The 18734-nt window shown below is 49.6% G+C and carries 20 protein-coding genes; 15 read left to right on the forward strand and 5 right to left on the reverse strand.

The genetic code is table 11. The features are described from left to right. Positions 1-100: 100 nt before the first annotated feature. The 8 genes from hydA to BCF53_RS17825 all read left to right on the forward strand — a co-directional run bounded on the left by hydA (position 101) and on the right by BCF53_RS17825 (position 6887). Positions 101-1540 (forward strand): dihydropyrimidinase, encoded by a 1440-nt coding sequence (gene hydA, locus BCF53_RS17790; RefSeq protein WP_132703879.1) that lies wholly within the window; start codon positions 101-103, stop codon positions 1538-1540. 39 nt (positions 1541-1579) lie between these two features. Continuing rightward, a complete protein-coding gene (locus BCF53_RS17795) occupies positions 1580-2422 on the forward strand; it encodes an ABC transporter ATP-binding protein (protein ID WP_132703881.1) in 843 nt (280 codons plus the stop codon). 20 nt (positions 2423-2442) lie between these two features. Further along, positions 2443-3324 (forward strand): ABC transporter permease, encoded by an 882-nt coding sequence (locus BCF53_RS17800; RefSeq protein WP_243645864.1) that lies wholly within the window; start codon positions 2443-2445, stop codon positions 3322-3324. Beyond that, entirely contained in the window at positions 3321-4277 is a 957-nt protein-coding gene (locus BCF53_RS17805) for an ABC transporter permease (RefSeq protein ID WP_132703883.1), read from the forward strand. Before BCF53_RS17800 ends, BCF53_RS17805 begins: the two co-directional genes overlap by 4 nt. Positions 4278-4320: 43 nt before the next feature. Beyond that, positions 4321-5322, forward strand: a complete 1002-nt coding sequence (locus BCF53_RS17810; RefSeq protein WP_132703885.1) for an ABC transporter substrate-binding protein — start codon at positions 4321-4323, stop codon at positions 5320-5322. Between the two features lie 77 nt (positions 5323-5399). Further along, positions 5400-5813, forward strand: coding sequence for a GNAT family N-acetyltransferase (locus tag BCF53_RS17815; protein WP_132703887.1), 414 nt, complete (start codon positions 5400-5402; stop codon positions 5811-5813). Positions 5814-5929: 116 nt separating this feature from the next. Next, the gene (locus tag BCF53_RS17820) at positions 5930-6466 is read left to right on the forward strand and encodes an NADPH-dependent FMN reductase family protein (protein WP_132703889.1); all 537 of its coding nucleotides are present in this window, start codon (positions 5930-5932) and stop codon (positions 6464-6466) included. Positions 6467-6494: 28 nt separating this feature from the next. Beyond that, a complete protein-coding gene (locus tag BCF53_RS17825; protein ID WP_132703891.1) occupies positions 6495-6887 on the forward strand; it encodes a hypothetical protein in 393 nt (130 codons plus the stop codon). A gap of 7 nt (positions 6888-6894) precedes the next feature. Here the strand turns inward: BCF53_RS17825 and BCF53_RS17830 are convergent, their stop codons facing one another. From BCF53_RS17830 to BCF53_RS17850, 5 genes are all read right to left on the reverse strand, one after another. Beyond that, entirely contained in the window at positions 6895-7653 is a 759-nt protein-coding gene (locus BCF53_RS17830; protein ID WP_132703893.1) for an iron ABC transporter ATP-binding protein, read from the reverse strand. Further along, complete coding sequence (locus tag BCF53_RS17835; RefSeq protein WP_207902779.1) at positions 7650-8606, reverse strand: iron chelate uptake ABC transporter family permease subunit; 957 nt, start codon at positions 8604-8606, stop codon at positions 7650-7652. Before BCF53_RS17835 ends, BCF53_RS17830 begins: the two co-directional genes overlap by 4 nt. 34 nt (positions 8607-8640) lie before the next feature. Beyond that, positions 8641-9591 carry an ABC transporter permease gene (locus BCF53_RS17840; protein WP_243645865.1) on the reverse strand — a complete coding sequence of 317 codons (951 nt, stop codon included), beginning with the start codon at positions 9589-9591 and terminating at the stop codon, positions 8641-8643. Positions 9592-9611: 20 nt separating this feature from the next. After that, positions 9612-10517, reverse strand: a complete 906-nt coding sequence (locus BCF53_RS17845) for a siderophore ABC transporter substrate-binding protein (protein WP_132703897.1) — start codon at positions 10515-10517, stop codon at positions 9612-9614. 63 nt (positions 10518-10580) lie between these two features. Further along, positions 10581-11393, reverse strand: coding sequence for a siderophore-interacting protein (locus BCF53_RS17850; RefSeq protein ID WP_132703899.1), 813 nt, complete (start codon positions 11391-11393; stop codon positions 10581-10583). Positions 11394-11620: 227 nt separating this feature from the next. On the opposite strand from BCF53_RS17850, the gene BCF53_RS17855 reads away from it, so the two are divergent. The 7 genes from BCF53_RS17855 (at position 11621) to BCF53_RS17890 (ending at position 18453) form a co-directional block, all read left to right on the forward strand. Then, positions 11621-13708: a TonB-dependent receptor gene (locus tag BCF53_RS17855; RefSeq protein ID WP_132703901.1), complete on the forward strand. Its 2088-nt coding sequence runs from the start codon at positions 11621-11623 to the stop codon at positions 13706-13708. A gap of 197 nt (positions 13709-13905) precedes the next feature. Beyond that, positions 13906-14559 carry a MotA/TolQ/ExbB proton channel family protein gene (locus tag BCF53_RS17860; protein ID WP_132703903.1) on the forward strand — a complete coding sequence of 218 codons (654 nt, stop codon included), beginning with the start codon at positions 13906-13908 and terminating at the stop codon, positions 14557-14559. Next, positions 14549-14941 carry an ExbD/TolR family protein gene (locus BCF53_RS17865; RefSeq protein WP_165901979.1) on the forward strand — a complete coding sequence of 131 codons (393 nt, stop codon included), beginning with the start codon at positions 14549-14551 and terminating at the stop codon, positions 14939-14941. The genes BCF53_RS17860 and BCF53_RS17865 overlap by 11 nt, the downstream gene beginning before the upstream one ends. Next, positions 14938-15363, forward strand: a complete 426-nt coding sequence (locus BCF53_RS17870; protein WP_132703907.1) for an ExbD/TolR family protein — start codon at positions 14938-14940, stop codon at positions 15361-15363. The genes BCF53_RS17865 and BCF53_RS17870 overlap by 4 nt, the downstream gene beginning before the upstream one ends. After that, positions 15363-16247: an energy transducer TonB gene (locus BCF53_RS19325; RefSeq protein ID WP_207902780.1), complete on the forward strand. Its 885-nt coding sequence runs from the start codon at positions 15363-15365 to the stop codon at positions 16245-16247. The genes BCF53_RS17870 and BCF53_RS19325 overlap by 1 nt, the downstream gene beginning before the upstream one ends. A gap of 97 nt (positions 16248-16344) precedes the next feature. Next, positions 16345-17307, forward strand: coding sequence for a sensor domain-containing diguanylate cyclase (locus BCF53_RS17885; RefSeq protein WP_132703911.1), 963 nt, complete (start codon positions 16345-16347; stop codon positions 17305-17307). 375 nt (positions 17308-17682) lie between these two features. Further along, a complete protein-coding gene (locus BCF53_RS17890) occupies positions 17683-18453 on the forward strand; it encodes an NERD domain-containing protein (RefSeq protein WP_132703913.1) in 771 nt (256 codons plus the stop codon). Positions 18454-18734: the final 281 nt, after the last annotated feature.

Genomic DNA, 18734 nt, shown 5'->3' on the forward strand with positions numbered 1-18734 from the left:
TTGTCCAATTGGTCAGCGGATTGCATAGGGCATTAAGACAAAGCTGAAACGAACGTTAAAAATACTCAGCAAACAAATATTGTTCTGGAGGGGATGCACCATGGGATTATTGATCAAGGGCGGAAAGATCGTTAACGCAGATGCTTCTGTTATTGCCGATGTCTATTGCGAAGATGGCGTTATTAAGCAGATCGGAACCGACCTGGATGTACCGTCCGATGCAGAGGTCGTGGATGCGGCAGGCAAACTGGTTATGCCGGGCGGTATTGATCCGCACACCCACATGCAGTTGCCGTTTATGGGCACAGTTGCCAGCGAAGATTTCTACACCGGTACCGCCGCGGCACTGGCCGGTGGTACAACCATGATTATCGACTTTGTGATTCCAGACCCGCAGCAACCCTTGATGGAAGCCTACGAAACCTGGATGGGCTGGGCATCCCGTTCGGTTGCCGATTACTCCTTCCACGTTGCCGTAACCTGGTGGGACGACAGCGTTTACGAAGATATGGGTAAGCTGGTTAACGAGCATGGTGTGAACAGCTTTAAGCACTTTATGGCTTATAAAAATGCCATCATGGCTGAAGATGAAACGCTGGTGAATTCCTTTAACCGCTGCCTGGAACTGGGTGCGATGCCAACGGTTCATGCCGAAAACGGTGAGCTGGTTTATCACCTGCAGAAGAAGTTGCTGGCCGCTGGCCTGACCGGGCCGGAAGCGCATCCGCTTTCCCGACCCACAGAAGTTGAAGGCGAAGCTGCCAACCGCGCCATCCGAATTGCGCAATCTTTGGGCGTGCCTTTGTACCTGGTGCACGTTTCCTGTCAGGAAGCGGTTGATGAAATTGCCCGTGCCCGTCATGAGGGTCAGCGCGTTTACGGTGAGGTTCTCGCCGGTCACCTTGAGTTGGACGATTCCGTATACCGAAATGAAGACTGGGGCGCTGCTGCTGCACACGTTATGAGCCCTCCGTTCCGCCCTAAAAAGCATCAGGCAGTTTTGTGGAGTGCACTCCAGGGTGGCACGCTGCAAACAACGGCGACTGACCACTGCTGTTTCTGTGCCGAGCAAAAAGCGGCTGGCAAGGACGACTTCACGAAAATTCCTAACGGCACCGCCGGTGTTGAAGACCGCCTGATGATTCTGTGGGATTCTGGCGTCAATCAGGGCCGATTGACTGAAAACGAGTTTGTTTCAGTAGCCTCGACCAACGCTGCGAAAATCTTCAACATCTATCCGCGTAAGGGTTGTGTTGCTGTTGGCTCCGATGCCGACCTCGTTATTTGGGATGCCAACAAAGAGCATCTGATCTCTGCAAAAACGCATCATCAGAATATCGACTTCAACATCTTTGAAGGCCGCACTGTTAAGGGCGCACCGGATACCACCATCAGCCAGGGCAAGGTTGTTTATGCCAATGGTGAGCTGAACGTTGTTGAAGGCGCCGGTAACTATGTACAGCGTCCGGCCTTCCCGACCATTTTTGATGCGGTACAAAAGTACAACGAATTGCACCAGCCAAAAGGGGTAGAGCGGTAAACGCCGCCCCGCTAATCAGGATTACTAAGAGAGCCGACTATGTACGCTGTTGAAAACTCTACAGTGGCGGAAGAGAGCGTGTCGCCACAAAGCCCGTCATCAAACAAGCGTGTGATGATTGATGTTAAAGATCTTTCGCTGGTGTTTCAGACCAACGATGGCCCGGTAAATGCACTTTCAGATATTAATCTGAAAATTGGTGAAGGTGATTTCGTTTCGTTTATCGGGCCTTCCGGCTGCGGTAAAACAACCTTGCTGCGTGTGATCGCCGATCTGGAAAAGCAAACCGCCGGTTCAATCAGCGTGAACGGCACAACGCCGGAAGACGCGCGTTTAAACCGTCTTTATGGCTACGTTTTTCAGGCGGCAGCCTTGCTGCCGTGGCGAACCATTAAAAAGAACTGTGCAGTCCCGTTGGAAATTTCCGGTCACTCGCAAGCGCACCAGAATAAGCAGATTGATAAGTATTTAAGAATGGTTGGCCTGCAGGATTTTCACGAAAAGTATCCATGGCAGCTTTCCGGTGGTATGCAGCAGCGCGCTTCGATTGCACGCGCCCTATGCATTGAGCCAGACCTTCTGTTGATGGACGAACCCTTCGGCGCGTTGGATGAAATTACCCGTGACCACATGAACGTTGAGCTGCTGAAAATTTGGGATGAAACTAAAAAGACAGTGGTCTTTGTAACGCATTCCATCTCTGAAGCGGTGATGCTTTCAACCCATATCGTGGTCATGTCGCCACGGCCGGGTCGAATCACCAAGGTCATTGAAAGCCCACTACCGCGCATGAAAGACCTGGCGCTGCGAGATACCGAAGCCTTCCATGCGTTGGCAGCAGAAATACGTGCAGCACTGGCAGAAGAACATGCCATTGATTGAGCCCAGAGCAGGGAGCAAGCGTGAAAGAATCTATTTTTGATAAGAAGTGGTTTGCCATTGTTGTTTTTATCATCGCGATTACTGCACTGTGGTATGCAGCCGCCTTGTGGATGAACGGCAACCAGCTGGTTAAAACCTACGAACGTAAGAACCAGGAATGGACTTACAGCACCATTATTGCCGAGGCCTATCAGGTTAAACGGCCCATGTTGCCGCCGCCACATCAGGTGTTTGCGCAGTGGTATAAAACAGTTTTTGATACCAAGGTAACCTCTAAGCGTTCTCTGGTGTATCACACCATGGTGACGTTGCAATCCACCATGCTCGGTTTTGTATTAGGTACGGTACTGGGCGTTGCGATCGCCATCGGTATTGTTCACAACCGCACCATGGAAATGAGCTTTATGCCGTGGGTGATTGCGTCGCAGACCATTCCGATTCTGGCCATCGCACCGATTATTGTCGTGGTGTTAGGGGCCATCAACCTCACTGGTGTGGTTCCGAAGGCGATCATCTCGATGTACCTGTCGTTCTTCCCGGTCACCATCGGTATGGTTAAGGGCTTGCGTTCGTCCGACAGAATGCACCTGGAATTAATGCAAACCTATAACGCCTCTAATTCTCAAACCTTTTGGATGTTGCGCTGGTATTCGGCTCAACCCTTCCTGTTTGCCAGCCTCAAGGTTGCTATTGCAGCGGCGCTGGTCGGCGCGATTGTGGCCGAGCTGCCAACCGGTGCGCAGGGTGGCTTGGGTTCACGCTTACTGAGTGGCTCTTATTACGGGCAGACGGTACAGATTTGGGCCGCGTTATTTATGGCTGCCTTATTGGGCCTGTCTCTGGTCACTGTGGTCAGTCTGTTTGAAAAAATTCTGTTACGCCGTCGAGGAGTCAGCGTATGAACCAGACGCCTAAATTACTGATTTATGCAGCCGTACTGTTCGCTCAGGTAGCATTGGCTTTTTTTACCGAGCCGGGTTTCTACGAGCGCGCGCCGCTGTTGCTGTTCCTTCTGCTGGCTTCGTTCTTTGCCGCTGCTGGTATGATGTCTGCCTGCACTGCGCTGGTCGATGCGAATCATCCGTTTAAAAAGTCGCTTAAGATTGCAGTACCCTCTGTTTTTGCACTGGTCGTTGTCGTCAGCTGGCAAGCACTGACCCAGGGTTACGATGTGCCGCAGGTGTTACTGCCGGCACCGAGTGAAATCATCGTCGCCTTCTTCAGTAACCTGCCAACACTGTGGGCCGACTTCCGTCAAACCTTTTTAAAGGCGGTGATCGCCGGGTATCTGATGGGCTGTATCTCTGGCTTTATTGTTGCGCAGTGGGCGGTTAAAAGTCGCTTCCTGCAGAACGGTTTGTTGCCACTGGGTAACTTTGTTTCTGCCATTCCTATTGTCGGTATCGCACCCATTATGGTGATGTGGTTCGGCTTCGACTGGCCATCTAAAGCCGCCGTTGTTGTGGTGATGACATTCTTCCCCATGTTTATTAATACGCTTGCCGGTTTGCAATCGGTTGATGCGCTGCACAAAGATTTAATGCATACCTATGCGGCAAAGAAATCTCAGACGTTTACTAAAAGTCAGCTGCCACAGGCAATGCCATTCATTTTTAACGCCCTAAAACTTAACTCTACTCTGGCCCTTATTGGCGCCATCGTGGCGGAGTTTTTCGGCACACCCATCGTTGGTATGGGTTTTCGAATTTCGACCGAGGTCGGTCGAATGAATATGGAAATGGTTTGGGCGACGATTCTGGTCGCGGCCCTGGCCGGCTCCATGAGTTACGGTGCTTTAGCTCTTTTAGAGCGAGCGGTTTTATTCTGGCATCCGTCTGTAAGAAGCGGCAGATAAACCCAAAGTGCCTTTTGTTAGGCGAATCTACGAGGAAATCTAAATGAAGAAATACGTTGCTTCTCTAGCAGTTGGCGCAGCTCTTTTTGCGTCCAGCTTAACTGCACAAGCGGCTGATGAACTGACACTGCAGTTGAAATGGGTAACCCAGGCGCAGTTTGCCGGTTACTACGCTGCGCTTGAACAGGGCTTTTATGAAGACGAAGGTTTGGATGTCACCATCAAACCGGGTGGCCCGGATATCGCGCCCGCTCAGATATTAGCCGGTGGCGGCGCAGACATCATTGTCGACTGGATGCCTTCAGCACTGGCAACGCGTGAAAAGGGTTTGCCTCTGGTGAATATTGGTCAGATCTACGATAAATCCGGCATGATGCTGACTTGTCTGAAATCAAGCGGTATTTCTACACCGGCTGATTTTGGCGGCAAAACACTGGGTGTTTGGTTCTTTGGTAATGAATATCCCTTCCTGAGCTGGATGTCTAAACTTGGTTACGAAACCACGGGCGGCAGCGGTGTTACGGTTCTTAAGCAGGGCTTTAACGTCGACCCAATCTTCCAGGGGCAGGCTGATTGTGTTTCCACCATGACGTACAACGAATACGGCCAGGTTCTGGATGGCGGTTTAACGCCGGAAGAACTGCAACTGTTCAAATATGAAGACGAAGGTGTAGCTACGCTGGAAGACGGTCTGTACGTTATGGAAGAAGATTTGGCCGACAGCAAAATGGTTGAAAACTACGCCAAGTTCCTGAAAGCAACGATCAAAGGCTGGGAATGGGCGAAAGAAAACCCAGTAGATGCGGCCATGATCATTCTGGATTACGATGACACCGGCGCACAAACCGAAGAGCATCAAATTCGTATGATGACTGAAGTAGCCAAACTGTTGAGCTCTGAAGGCAAAGGCATTGGCTACCTCGACCCTGCTGATTATCAGCGTACTGTTGATGTCTTGCTGAGCAGCGAATCTGCGCCGGTTATTACCAAGCAGCCTGAGGGTGCTTACAGCCACGTTGTCTTTGAAAAGGCGATGTCACTCTAAGCCGTAACAGCTTAAAACCCCTGAAAGGCTGATCATGTGATCAGCCTTTTTTTATTGCAAAGCAGAAAGGAGTATTTGTGAACATTGAGTATTTTTCTGACCGTCAGATAACCGTAGATCAGTTTGTGACGCTTCTTAAGAAGACTACTTTGGGCGGCCGACGCCCGGTTGAAAACCCAGCCTGTATGTCTGCCATGCTAGAGCATGCCGACTTGCTGGTAACCGCATGGTTGGGTAATGAGCTGGTTGGGGTTGCACGCTCAGTCACCGATTTTCATTTTTGTTGCTACCTTTCTGACCTGGCGGTTTCTAACGAACATCAGGGGCAGGGCATTGGAACCGGCCTGGTGCAAGGCACACTGGAACGCCTGCAACCGGGGTGTTTATTAACGCTGCTTTCTGCTCCACAGGCTGTTAATTATTACCCGAAGATTGGTTTTGAAAAACATGAAAGCAGCTGGTTTATGTTTAAGGATGATCAGGTTTCTTAGGGCCTGTAACGGGTCGTTGTTCGCAGGTACGAAAAAATCGATGCTGATGTTCGGTTTTAGTTGCTAATGATAATTATTCTCATTAAAATCAAGGTTATCTTTAATGGGGGGTGATTATGGAATTATTCCAACTGAATATCGGTCTGTTCCTTAGCAGCAATATTGAGACGTTCGAAAAGGTCGGTTCCCGTATTCAACAGCAAATGGCAAAGCACGGTATAGATGTTGATGTGCTGGATATCGCAGATGCTAATTCAAAGGTCTGTGAGTCTTACGACTTCTTTATTTTTGCTATTCCTGCATGGGATTACCATTACACTCAGCATTGCTGGGAAGGAATAGAACCCCAGTTCGCCTGCAGTAATCTGTGCGGAAAAATAGCCGCCATCTATGTCATGGCCGAATCGCCAAAACTGGAAGGTTACTTTCTCCATGCCATGAGCTGGCTTTCGCAATGTGTCACCAAAACCGGCGCTACCGTTGTGAACCTTTGGCCATCCAATGCCTGTAACCGGGCCTGTCCATTTGCGGCAGATAAACTTGCTGTTACAAAAGCAGATCACGGCTCTATCGTAACAGACCATCAAATAGCAAGCTGGACAGAGCACCTCATTGCCGAGTGCAGTCAATTGGTCAGCGAACTTTCGGTATAAGCATCAGCCAGTATTAGTGGGAAAAACAATGAAATTTCTATGTGATCATCATCGCTCTATTTTAATGGCCTGCACCAAACAGGCTAAAACGTCCTGGCATAAAACCCTTCAGCTTGCTCAGTTTTATGCGGTCAACGATGATCTGGGCAGGGCAGTGTTGTATGGCGGTAATGCATTGGAAATTGCTGAGATCGTGCTCAGCAATCAACCCGTTTACGAAAACGCCAGTCGCTATGTAGAAACGGCTGTTGAGTTTGCCGGTGCGCTGGTGCGTTACGATTCCAGCTGTAATTTGCTGGCGGTTTATAATGAGGTTTACTTCCGCCTGATGAGCGTATCTGCCGTCAACAATGTAGAAGCTGCAATGCAGCCGTTAAAAGATATTCTGCTGCGCTCCACGACAAACCAGCCATTAAGCTAATGGCTGCTTAACTGTAGTAAAGACAAAGCGGCTGGCCATTGATGGTTTGAACATGCAATGGCATGTCGTACAACGCCTGCAGTATGTTGTCCTGCATGATTTCTTCCGGTGAACCAATCTCGAAAACCCTTCCGTTGTGCATCGCTATAATTGAGTCGCTGTAACTGGCGGCAAAGTTAATATCGTGCAGCACCACAATAATGCTCTTATTCAGGCTGTCGCAGGCCAGACGCAACTGCTTCATGATCGATTGGCTGTGCTTCATATCCAGGTTGTTCAGCGGTTCATCAAAGCACACGTATTTTGTATCCTGCGCCAGCACCATGGCTATAAAGGCGCGTTGCCTTTGACCCCCGGAAAGCTGATCCAAAAAGCGGTGTTGGAATTCATTCAGCCCTAAAAATTCAATCGCAGTGGCAATCTTTTGTGCGTCTTCTTTTGTCGGTCTGCCTTTGTGGTAGGGGAATCGACCGAAGGTGACCAGATCTTCCACCGTCAATCGTGCTGTTAGGTGGTTATCCTGACGCAGAATGGACAGCGTGCGCGCCAATTTGTTTTTTTCGTAAGACTGAATCGGCTTGTCATCGATCAGAATCTCTCCGGCGCTGGTTGGAACCGTTTGGGTGAGTGCTGAAAGCAGGGTCGATTTGCCAGCACCGTTCGGCCCAATCACCGAGGTTAATCCGGTTTCAGGAATGCTGAAACTGATGTCCTTTAAAATAGGTGTGGAGCGAATATCAACAGAAACGTTATTAAATTGAATCATGCTTTACCCTGTCGAATAATGAGGACTAAAAAGAAAACACCGCCAATAAACTCGATGATGATGCTCAACCGGGTTTGAAAGCTGAGCAGGTGTTGAAGCACAAACTCGCCGGAAACCAGCGTTAATATGCCAAGCACCGTTGCAAACGGAATCATAATGCCGTGCTTGTAGCTGCCACACAGGCGGTAAGTGAGGTGGGCGACCAGCAGGCCGAAAAATGAAACAGGCCCAACCAATGCGGTTGAAAGCGCGATCAGCACAACGGTAACAAAAAGTGTTTGGAGTGTACGTCTGGAAAAATCGACACCTAGATTCAGGGCAGACTGCCTTCCCAGCAACATAACATCCAGCTCTGCATGTATGCGAAACAAAAATAGCGCTGTTGCCGTAAACACAAAACCGGATATCAGCAGCAGGGCAGGGTCAACGGAACCGAAAGACGCGAACATTGAATCTTGCAGTACCGAGAATTGAGTTGGGTCGAGCATGCGGCTGAACAGATAAGAAAGGCTGGTGAAGAGCACACCAAAAATAATACCGACCAGAATCAGGTAGTGCAGCGATTGCGAGGTTCCGCGGAACAGCATCCACGCCAGCAGCAATACACAGCCGAGCATCACGGCCGTTTCCAGAGCCCACTTCAAATAGGGGCTCATCGATGAAAAACCAACAGAGCCCAGCGAAAATATCAGGATGGTCTGAATTAAAATATACATCGAATCAAACCCCATAATGCCGGGCGTTAAGATTCGGTTACCACAAATAGTCTGGAATAACAGTGTGGCGATGCTGATAGAAGCCCCAACGATTACCAGGCTGAGCAATTTCATGCCCCGGTACTCCAGGGTAAATGCCCAGCTGGCTTTTACGTTCCAGGTTAAAAACAGGGTGACAGATACCAGCAGAAACGCGCACAAAATGGCCAGCCGAATGCCGGTGCTGGAAAAGCTCAATCGGGGTTTTGTGGCTGTAAAGGGTAAAGCGCTACTATGCATGTTGGTTTTGCTTATGAATAAGAATCAGAAAAATAATACTGCCGATAACACCCATGACCGTGGCGACAGGTATTTCGTAAGGGAAGGCCAGCACCCGGGCCAGAATATCGCAGGTCAAAACCAACCCGGTGCCAATCACTGCCACCCAGGGCAGGGTTCGCCGGTAATTGTCACCAAACAGCAGGCTGACAATATTTGGAACAACCAGACCAACAAACGGAATGATGCCCGAAATAACCACGGTAATGCCGGAGATCATGGCAACAATGGAAACACCCCAGAACAGCGTGAAGCGATAGTTCAGCCCCAGGTTCAGCGCCGTGTGCTTCCCCATGCTGGCCAGCGTAAACTGGTCTGCCGTAAAGTAAGCCAGGCCGCACAGCGCCGCGCTGATCCATAATAATTCGTAGCGGCCTTTTAGAATCATGGAAAAATCGCCCTGAATCCATGTCCAGACCGATTGCATCAGATCAAACCGGTAGGCAATAAAGGCCAGCACCGAGCTGATAACACCGGCATACATAATGCCGGCCAGCGGAATAATCAGGCTGCTCTGCAGTTGAATACGGCTGAGAATAAACAGAAAGCTGCTGGCGCCGATAAGTGAAAACAAACTGGCGACAATCAGCTTGGTTGTCATAGATGCCTGCGGCCAAAACAGCAGCAGCAGTAAAATACCCAGCGCCGCCCACTCAACTGTACCGGTGGTGGTGGGCTCGACAAATTTATTGCGGGCCAGCGATTGCATAACAACACCGGCGACCGAAAGCGACAGGCCGGTGAGTATAACGGCCAGCGTTCTTGGCAGCCTGGTAAGAAAAACCAGCGACCAGAATTCGTCAAACGAATTGATATCTGCTACGCCAATAAACAGGCTGACCACGGCCAGGCCGGTCACAGCGGCGATAGCCAGCATTAGCGTTACAGGTGTCGTTAGCCTCATGAGATTTGTCGTATCCTGGTTTATTGATCAATGCCGAGTGCGGTTTCGATCTCATCGAGCATGTTGTTCATCGCGGTCAGACCATAAGCCACCATGTACCATGAATAGCCGTTCAGGAAGGTGATGTCGTCATTTTTATAGGCCGTCAGCTGATGAACCAATTCGTTATCCAGCAGGGCTTTAGCGGCTTGTGAATCTTGCCCAATGGCGGCATCTCTGTCCATTACAAAGATCATGTCCGGGTTGACCTTCTGCAGAAACTCAAAGGAGATTGGGTCGCCATGTGTTTCTGTTTCAACATCTTTAACCGTTGGTTCAATACCGAGTTCATCATGAATCCAGCCAAAACGGGAGCCTGGGCCAAATGCCGAAATCTTGCCGCCGGAAGTTAAAATAAACAGGGCATTCTTGTTGTTCTGTGGTGCGGTTTTAATCTGTTCTACGCGTGCTTTAATGGCTGCCAGTTCAGCTTCGGCCTGTGCCGATTTATCAACGCTATCGGCCAGCATTTCGGTAACACTGTAGAATTGATCCAGGAACGGCTCGTTCCAAACGGTGGCATCGACAGTAGGCGCAATCTTACTCATCGCTTTGTATTGTTTTTGGCTGCGGCCGCCAATGACAATTAGATCGGGTTGCAATGCAGCAATGGTTTCAAAATCCGGTTCCCAGAATGACCCGACAGAGGTGTACTGATCACCGGTGAACTTTTCCAGATAATCGTAAGCGTGTGGTTTAGGCAGGCCGGTAATTTCTACCCCCAGGGTGTTTAACGTATCTACTGCAGCTAAATCCAGAGCGATAATTTTTTCAGGCACCGCGTCTATTTCGGTAGTGCCTTGTGCATGAGTCACTGTTTTTGCCTGTGCCAGAGGAAGCAGGGCAGCGAACGTCACTGCCAGGCCGGCGGTTTTAAGCTTAATCATGGTGTCTCCGAATTTGTCTGGTTAAATATGGGGTGTCGGTTTAAGGGGTTATCAGTTTAAGGGTTACAGTTCGTTATCCATGGTGTCGTGACGCATCTGGTGGTAACCCTCTTCGGTAAATTCTTTACGCCAGTAGGGCACGGCGTAGATGAATTCTTTAGGAATTTTCTTTTGCGAAAGGTGCTTGCGTAAATCGACGACGGTCTGGTGTTCGCCAGCAAGCGTAAAGCTCCAGTCTGAACTTTCGTCGGGTATAGCAAGCTGTTCCAGCAATGGTGTCAGCGTTTCTGCAGGGCTAAAGCGTTGCGGAACAAAGGTGACGCTTGCAGACGTTTCAGAAAAATAAGTCCGTTGAATCTCTTCAATTTCTGTCAGTTCTTCCAGCTCAATAAAAATGTGAACCGTTGCCGAAGTAGGTATGTGTGCAAGTACCGCAGAAAGCGCCGGTACGGCGGAAGCATCACCGACAAGCAGATGATTTTTTACGTCAGGAATGATTAATTGTTTTAAACCCGGGCCGCTGAAACCTATTTCATCACCCACGGCGCAGTGGGTTGCGAAATCGCAGGCGATGCCAGCAGGGGTGTGCTTAACGAAATCTACCGTCAGTTCTTTCCGGGTGGCATCGAAACCTGCAATGGAATAGGTGCGGGCAACAGGCTTTTTATCGGGTGCTGGCCACTTCAGTTTTCCATGGGTGTATTCGGGCAATTCAAGCTTGGCTTGTGTCTTGGTTTTAAAAAGCAGCTTGATGTGTAAACCGCCGTAATTGGCGGGGATTCTTTCTTCTGTCAGCCCCGGGCCGGTTAAAACCAGCCGGTGCATCGAGGTGCCAATAGGGTAGGTTGCTGAAACATTCAGTTTGAGTGGTTGCATAGAGTCACCTTTTTGAAGCTGCGGCGATGCTATCGAATAGAGCCTTGGTTGTAAATGCCAATGATTATCATTTGCGATGTAATTGTGTTCGAAATACCCCTTCTAAACATAAGGAAACTTAATAACCGGTCGCTCAAGTTATAAAAAATTGTAAATAACTTGTTGAGATTGTATTTGATAATGATTATCGTTTGCATCCCTTCACAGGTGTACAAAGGTAAATATCAATGCCCTTAACTCAATTTAAACGCAAGGCGCTTGTTGTTGCGCTGGTTAGCCAGGCCGGTTTAACAGCAACAAATGTTGCCGTTGCAAACGACTCAACCGAAATAGAAACAGACACCATTGTCATTTCAGGTGAAAAGATTGAACGTAGCCTGAAAGAGGCGACCACTGCGGTTACCGTGATTACGGAAGACCAGTTACAAACCACTGAAACGCAAACCATCAACGAAATTGCTGCCAGCACACCCAATGTCATTAACGGCGGTTTTGGTGCGGTTAGTATTCGCGGTGTAGACGGTACCGGCGCAGCGACCGGTGGTTACGCTTTTTACAGCGGCGCGCGTGCCCGTGTTTCCACCATAGTGGACGGGGTAAGCCAGTCCTGGTCGGGCTATAACTTCACGCCTTCAAAATCGTGGGATGTTAAACAGGTCGAGGTATACCGTGGCCCGCAATCAACCACGCAGGGTACTAACTCTATCGGTGGTGCCATGGTTGTTGAATCGAACGACCCTACCTATTACCAGGAGGCGGCCATTCGCCTGGGTACCGAGGTTTATGAAAACGGCAACACGCTGTCTAACCTTGCAGTTATGGCATCCGGCCCGTTGATTGAAGATGAATTGGCGTTCCGCCTGGCTGTTGATGGCAGCACCGGTGAAAGCTACATCACTTACGAGCAGGCAGCCACCGAGCTGGACGATTCACCCGATTTAGATAACACCACCAACCTGAATTTGCGTTCCAAACTGCTCTGGGAGCCTGGTTTTCTTCCTGAGTTAAGCGCCAAAGCCACCGTTAATTACAGCAGCTTTGACGGCAGTTACCTGAACTGGGCGAACGATACAGACGAGGACTATTCCACCCAAACCTTTACCGTAAGCAGTGCGGATCGGGATTACACCCGTATTCAGGATTCCACAGTGAAATCGGTTGCCGGTGATGCGGATTATCAGCTGACAGATCAGATATCTAACAGCTTCCAGATTGTTTATGCCGAGACTGATGTTGAATTTAACGAATACACATCTTCGCGTACGGTGATTTCGGATGTCGATAATGTAACCGTTGAGAATCGCCTTAACTTCCGCGCAAGCGATGACAGCGCAACCGCGTTTGTTGGTGTGTATCTTTCTAACACCGAAACCACGCAGGATATCTTTAGCGTTATCGATGTTGAAAGTGATGTCACCACAGCTGCCGTGTTTGGTGAAGCCTCGTATCAGCTGCTTGACGAATTAAGCCTGATTGCCGGTTTGCGCTATGAAAATGAATCGACCGACAGAATGCTGGATCACGCCAGTAACACCAATTACAACTTCGATGAAAGTGTCTCTGAAGATGTTCTGCTGCCGAAAATTGCCGCCATTTATGAGCTGACCGACAACACAGTTGTCAGCGCCTCGGTGCGTAAAGGCTATAACGCCGGCGGTGGTGCCGTTAACTGGGCATCGGATACCGATAACATCGGCTACTACACCTACGATTCTGAAACCGTTTGGGCCTATGAAGCTGCGTTGAAAACCAGCATTGCCGGCGCTAACGTGGCTGTCAGCGCCTTCATTAACGACTACGCAGATTATCAGGCCTTTGTTTCTGAATACGACAGCAGCCTGGACGATACCCTTCAGTACATTGAAAACGTTGAAGATGCTCTGACCTACGGTGTAGAGCTGGAAGGCGATAAATGGCTGACCGATTCCACATCACTGCGTGCATCCGTTGGTTATACACAAACTGAAGTCATCAGCGATGATGACACTATTGACGGTAACGAGCTGCCAAACGCACCTGCATTCAATACCAGTGTGGGTGTCACTCAGTACTTCAGCGACCGCTTCTCGGTAGGTGCCGATGTGGTTTACGTGGGCGAATACTATTCAGATTTGGATAACACCAGTGACTACAAAGCCGGAGATTATGTGACTGCTGATATCCGCGCTAACTATGTTATTGGCGATTTCACCCTGGATGCCTACGTTAAAAACCTGACCAACGAAGACATCGTGTACTGGGATAATGGCGCAATCGAGCGTGTTTCTGTTGGCCAAACCCGCACCATCGGTTTTAACGCCACGTTCAGAATGTAAGTTCATACAGAATCTAAGTTCATAGTTGGTTGGTCCTTTTCAGCCTGCCTTGCGCAGGCTTTTTTTGATCTGAATCCAATTTATAATTTTTTGATTTGAGAATCATTCCTATATGCAATAGGATCTCATTACATTGAAAATGAACTACGTTTTTCGTCGTTATCACTCAGTAAACTCAATATCGTTAAGGATTTTCCATGCAGACTCTCATTGAATACGGCCCGATTGTATGGATTCTTTTATCTATGTCGGTGCTGGCACTGACCATCTTTTTTATCAAGGTTTGGCAACTGCTGTACAGCGGCGCAAACCGCACGGCCGATGTTGAAACCTGTTTGCAGCACTGGCAAAAAGGTGACGTTGCCAAAGCCATCGCGGCGTTAAAAACCTCGCGCCCGGTATCGCATGTTGTGCAGGTGGCGGTGCAGGGTGTAGAACAGAAAAATTTACCGGAAGATCGCTTAACACAAGAGCTTAACCGCATAGCGCAGCTGAAAATGCTTTCGTTGCGCAGCCTGTTACGGCCATTGGAAGTGATAGCAACCTTAGCGCCGCTGCTGGGTTTGTTAGGCACGGTACTGGGTATGATAACCGCCTTTCAGCAAATGGAAATCGCCGGTGCCAATGTTGACCCATCGGTATTATCCGGTGGTATCTGGCAAGCGCTGCTGACGACGGCAATGGGGCTCTCTGTCGCCATACCTGTGGTTGCCATGCACACCTGGCTGGAGCGCCGGGTCGATTCTGTCGCAAGTAAAATGGACGATGCCGTGACCCGCGTCTTTACCCAGCTGCCGGAAGCGCTGAAATCTAACGTCACGGCTTTGGGTGCCAACCAGCGTGTTGCTTAATTTACCTGCTAAGCCAAGCAGAAAGGCCATTAGCCTGACGCCCTTGATCGATGTGGTGTTTATTCTGTTGCTGTTTTTTATGCTGTCTTCCAGTTTTGTGACCTACCGGCAGCTGCCCGTACCCTTGCCGGATGCCAGCCCGAATGCCGGGCCGGTGTTGTTGAGTGTGCAGGTAGAAACGGGTGGCTCGGCCATTACAGTTGCCGGAAAGACCGTATCTATAGAGCAGGGTGCAGCCTTGCAGAGCCTGGTTGCAGTGCAGCCCGATGCGGTGTATCTGGTTTCGGTGACGGATGCTGTGACCACCCAACAACTTGTAAAAGTGATGGATGCCTTAACCCACGCCGGTGCCGAGCACGTTTCCCTGCAGGGGCTTGAATGATGCTGAATGTTTCCGCCAATAAACCGAAACCCCTGGGCGACGATGACAACATGATCCCGCTCATCAACATCGTTTTCTTAATGCTCATCTTCTTTATGGTGGCCGGGCATATAGAAAAAACCGACAACATTGATGTAGAGCTGCCACTCTCTGTCAGTAACGATGAAATATCAGAACAGGTTATAAAACTGTATATCGATAACACCGGCCAAATGCAGCTGGATGCTCAACCCATAGCCCAAGCGGTATTAACTGAAACGTTGGCAACGACGCTGGAATCGAGCCCGCAACCTGCGTCTGTGCACTTGCTGCTGCAGGTAGACGCCGATTTTTCAGCGGTTGAACTGCAACATATTTTATCGGACGTTAAAGCCAGCGGCATTCGCCGGGTCAGCCTGGCGACTCTACTGAAAAATATCTGATGAAAAAATCTTACTTAGTCTCGTTTATCTTTGCTTTTTGTTTGCACGTTGTAGCCTTTGCCGGCTTGTTTCAGGGTAGTCGCACCTTGGGCACCGGCACAACCGATGGCCCGGTACAGCAGGCGGTGAGTGTACCCCTATGGACCGCACCGGATGAGCCACCCAAACCACAGCCACAACCGCACAAGCCACGCCCGGAAGCCGAGATTGAAATGGCCGCATTCCAGCAGGCAAGCACAGTCAGTTATTTTGTAGAGCCAGAGCCAGAGCCAGAGCCAGAGCCAGAACCAGAATCAGAACCAGAACCAGAACCAGAGCCTGAGCCAGAGCCTGAGCCTGAGCCAGAGCCAGAGCCAGAGCCAGAGCCAGAGCCAGAGCCAGAGCCAGAGCCAGAGCCAGAACCAGAGCCAGCAACGCCAATGACGGCCGCAAACCCGAACGCCAGTAATGCCGTGCAGACAGGTGAGGCGAATTCAGCCAACGCCAGCCAAGGCCAGGCGCAAGGTGCCTATGCCGGTTCCAATTCTGCTCAGGGCAGCGGGCAGGGCGTGGTCAGCGATAAACTGGGTGTTACTAAGGTGCGCTCCAGCGAAGCAGAGGCCGCCAAAGCCGCTTATATTCAAACGGTGATGAAAAAGCTGGCCCGAAACAAAAAATACCCAACCTTATCGCGCCGAAAGGGCGAAGAGGGCATCGCTAAAATATCGGTCACTATCAACGCCAATGGCAAGGTAGAACAGGCATCCATAGCCGAAAGCAGCGGCTTTGAACGGCTGGATGACGCCACCTTACGCATGGCGAAAACCTCGTTTAAAGCGTTTCCCGAGCTCATGGCCGACGAGCAGATAACGCTGGTGGTGCCGGTGGATTACTCCCTGCAATAGACTATGCCGGCTGGCAGGGCGCAAGCCTATGGCCAGCGCAAGCTGACTAATCATTAAGACAACCTATACTTACCCTAAACAGTAAGCAGGAGCCGATATGATTAAGCCAGAACTACCGGCCAATGAAGCCGAAAGGCTTCATGCCTTAAGGACACTCCAAATACTCGATACCTCTCACGAAGAACGGTTTGATCGCGTTACCCGCATGGCCAAACGTATGTTCGGTGTCGAAATATCGCTGGTCAGCCTTGTTGATGAAGACCGTCAATGGTTTAAATCCGCTCAGGGCTTAGATGCCACAGAAACACCACGGGACATCTCTTTTTGTGGCCATGCCATTAACAAAGATGGTTTGTTTATTATTCCTAACGCGATTGACGATGAGCGGTTCTGTGATAATCCGCTGGTGACCGATGCACCCAATATCCGCTTTTATGCGGGCTATCCGCTGAAGCTCAGGCAAGGCATAAATCTGGGCACGCTGTGCCTGATAGACTCCAAACCCAAGTACCTGGATGAAGAAGATAAGCAACTGTTAAACGACCTGGGCGCAATGATAGAGCAAGAAATCAGGTCCATTCAGTTTGCAACGCTGGATGAATTAACCCTGATATCGAACCGCAGAGGCTTTATAACGCTGGCTGAACACAGCCGTAATGTTTGCCGGCGCAACTATATCGATATGTCTGTGATTCTGTTTGATCTGGATGACTTTAAACCGATCAACGATAACTTCGGCCATCACGAGGGTGATTTTGCGTTAAAGCAGTTTGCCGAGGTCATGCGCAAAGTATTCCGCGAAAGCGACGTAATTGGCCGGCTCGGTGGCGACGAGTTTGTAACCATGCTGACCGATGCCAGTGGCGAACAAATCTCGGCGGTTCTGGATCGTATTAAGGCAGAAATGGATGCCATGAACAAAGCGATTAATAAACCTTATACCATCGAATACAGCGCTGGCCTGGCCAGCTTTCCCTACGATACCGAACTTTCGCTGGAAGAAATGATTGCCAATGCAGATGCCGCTATGTACAAAAATAAGAAAAACAAAGCGCGTTAAACCGGGCGTGACAGGGCCATAGATTCGCTTAATCGGCCTCACCCCTGTGTGTATATTTGCAGGATTACCGCTGGGTGGGCCTATGCAAGGCATTCACCACTACTTTTCAGCGAGTTGGCTGGTAACCGCTAAGGTAATAAATGTACGAACAGGAAGTTAAAATTCGAGCGGGTAACGTGGTGCTTGCCGGTACAGTTTGCCGCCCCAAAAAGGCGGGTGAATTCCCGGCGGTGCTTTCTTCGATATTCAATTTGACAGGCATAGCTCACAGCGCGAATATAATCGCAGTAAAGGAGGAGCCGCTAAGGACTTCAACCCGAAAAAGCGCTCCGCAACGCCGCCCCGCGGTATGTGACATTCAGGTGAGTGTGAGCGATGGATTACTCCCCAATCATCAACCAGGTTTTCAAACTGTGGTGGCTTCTGCCCATCATGTTCATTATTGGTTTCTTCAAAACCCCCTGGTTCAAAGGGCAGGTTGGCGAAGCATTGGTGAGGTTTGCCGCAAAGCTGAGGCTACCGGAAGAAACTTACCAGCGAATACATAACGTCACCCTGCCAACACCCGATGGAACCACGCAAATAGACCACATCTTTGTATCCCCGTTCGGCATCTTTGTTGTAGAAACTAAGAACATGAAAGGCTGGATTTTCGGTAATGAAAAACAAGCCCAGTGGACGCAGAAAATATACAAAAAATCGTTCAAATTCCAAAACCCGCTGCGGCAAAACTACAAACATGTAAAAGCACTGGAAGCCGCATTAGATTTACCGCCAGAAACCATTCATTCCGTTGTAGTGTTCACCGGAGAAAGCACCTTTAAAACCCCCATGCCTGCCAATGTAACCGCAGGCATGGGGTACATCCGGTACATCAAATCGTTCACGAAACCCGTCCTTAATGAAACTCAGGTTACAATGGCTGTATCGCAAATAGCATCCGGCAGGCTAGCGCCAACGTTGAAGACGCATCGTCAGCATGTGCAGCAGCTGAAAACGCGGGCGGATAAAAATGCAGAGCGGAAGTGCCCTAAATGCGGTAGCAGTATGGTACTTCGCACGGTTAAGCGTGGCGAGAATGCAGGGAAGGAGTTTTGGGGGTGTTCGGGGTTTCCGAAATGTAGGGTGGTGCAGGATATTCATTAATTAAATTGAGGTTGATGAATATCGATGACACTGGCCTTTTTGATTCTTTTGATTAGGGGAATGAAATGAGTCAATATCAGGCTAAATACTGGAGCCTTCTTAGAGAGTTAAAAACCCATGTGATCTATTTGCACAAATACGCTGCTGAGTCAGAGTGGAATGATAAAGCAATCAATATATTCCTAGGGCACCTCTGAAAAATACAACAAATTAAGCGATAATAGCCAAAATCAAACTAACGGACTCAATCATGTCTCAGCTCAGTTTTTCAGACGCCGAAG

This window comes from Reinekea marinisedimentorum, assembly GCF_004341165.1.
Lineage (GTDB): Bacteria > Pseudomonadota > Gammaproteobacteria > Pseudomonadales > Natronospirillaceae > Reinekea > Reinekea marinisedimentorum.